Source organism: Photobacterium aquae (assembly GCF_001029445.1).
Lineage (GTDB): Bacteria > Pseudomonadota > Gammaproteobacteria > Enterobacterales > Vibrionaceae > Photobacterium > Photobacterium aquae.
This window is the reverse complement of sequence record NZ_LDOT01000099.1, coordinates 1-657: the sequence shown is the minus strand read 5'-3', so window position 1 is coordinate 657 and position 657 is coordinate 1. Positions and strand designations below refer to the sequence as shown.

Sequence of the window (657 nt, the reverse complement as noted above, 5' to 3'; positions counted from 1 at the left end):
GGGAGTTTCCGCGTTCTGCATCAAACCTTGACACCGCCGGGTGATGCACCAGACCCGCAAAGCGGTGAGCGCTACACCGAAAAACTGACCCAACGCGCTGTCACCAAGATTTTCGAATCTGGTGCCTATGTTTCGGTTCGCGAAGGGGGATTCGCAACATTCTTGACCCTGACATTCTCCAACGAGCAGCGAAATGCCATCTTTGGTGGCGACACCACGCTGGGCAAAGAGGTATCCCGGTTTCTGGATGGCATCAAAAAAATGTATCAGCGTGGATGGTTGGGCACGGATAAAGAGGGGCAGCCGTTCGAGCTCGACGGCATTGCCGATCCGTTCCATTACATCTGGGTGGCAGAGTGCCCGGCCAACGAAAACGGCGAACCCAACCCGCATGTGCATTTGCTGATGAATTGGAAGGTTGAAAAAGAGCACTTCACCGCCTGGTCGGAACGGTTGGAGGGGATTTGGGGACATGGCTTTGCCCATCTTGAACGTATCCGCGAACCCAAAGCCGCAGGCAGCTATCTGATAAAAGCCGTTGGCTATGCCGCCAAAGGGGACAACGCCAACCAAGGTTTGATCAGAGGCAACCGCTACAACATAGCCCGCTGCAGCCGCGCCCCCGGTTGGGAGTGTATCGCCAGTTTCGAAGCCGGG

1 protein-coding gene is annotated in these 657 nt (G+C 56.0%); it reads left to right on the top strand.

Annotated elements, in window-relative coordinates; all coding sequences use genetic code 11:
• The coding region (locus ABT56_RS24395) for a rolling circle replication-associated protein (RefSeq protein ID WP_047881247.1) at window positions 1–657 on the top strand (657 nt) is incomplete at both ends.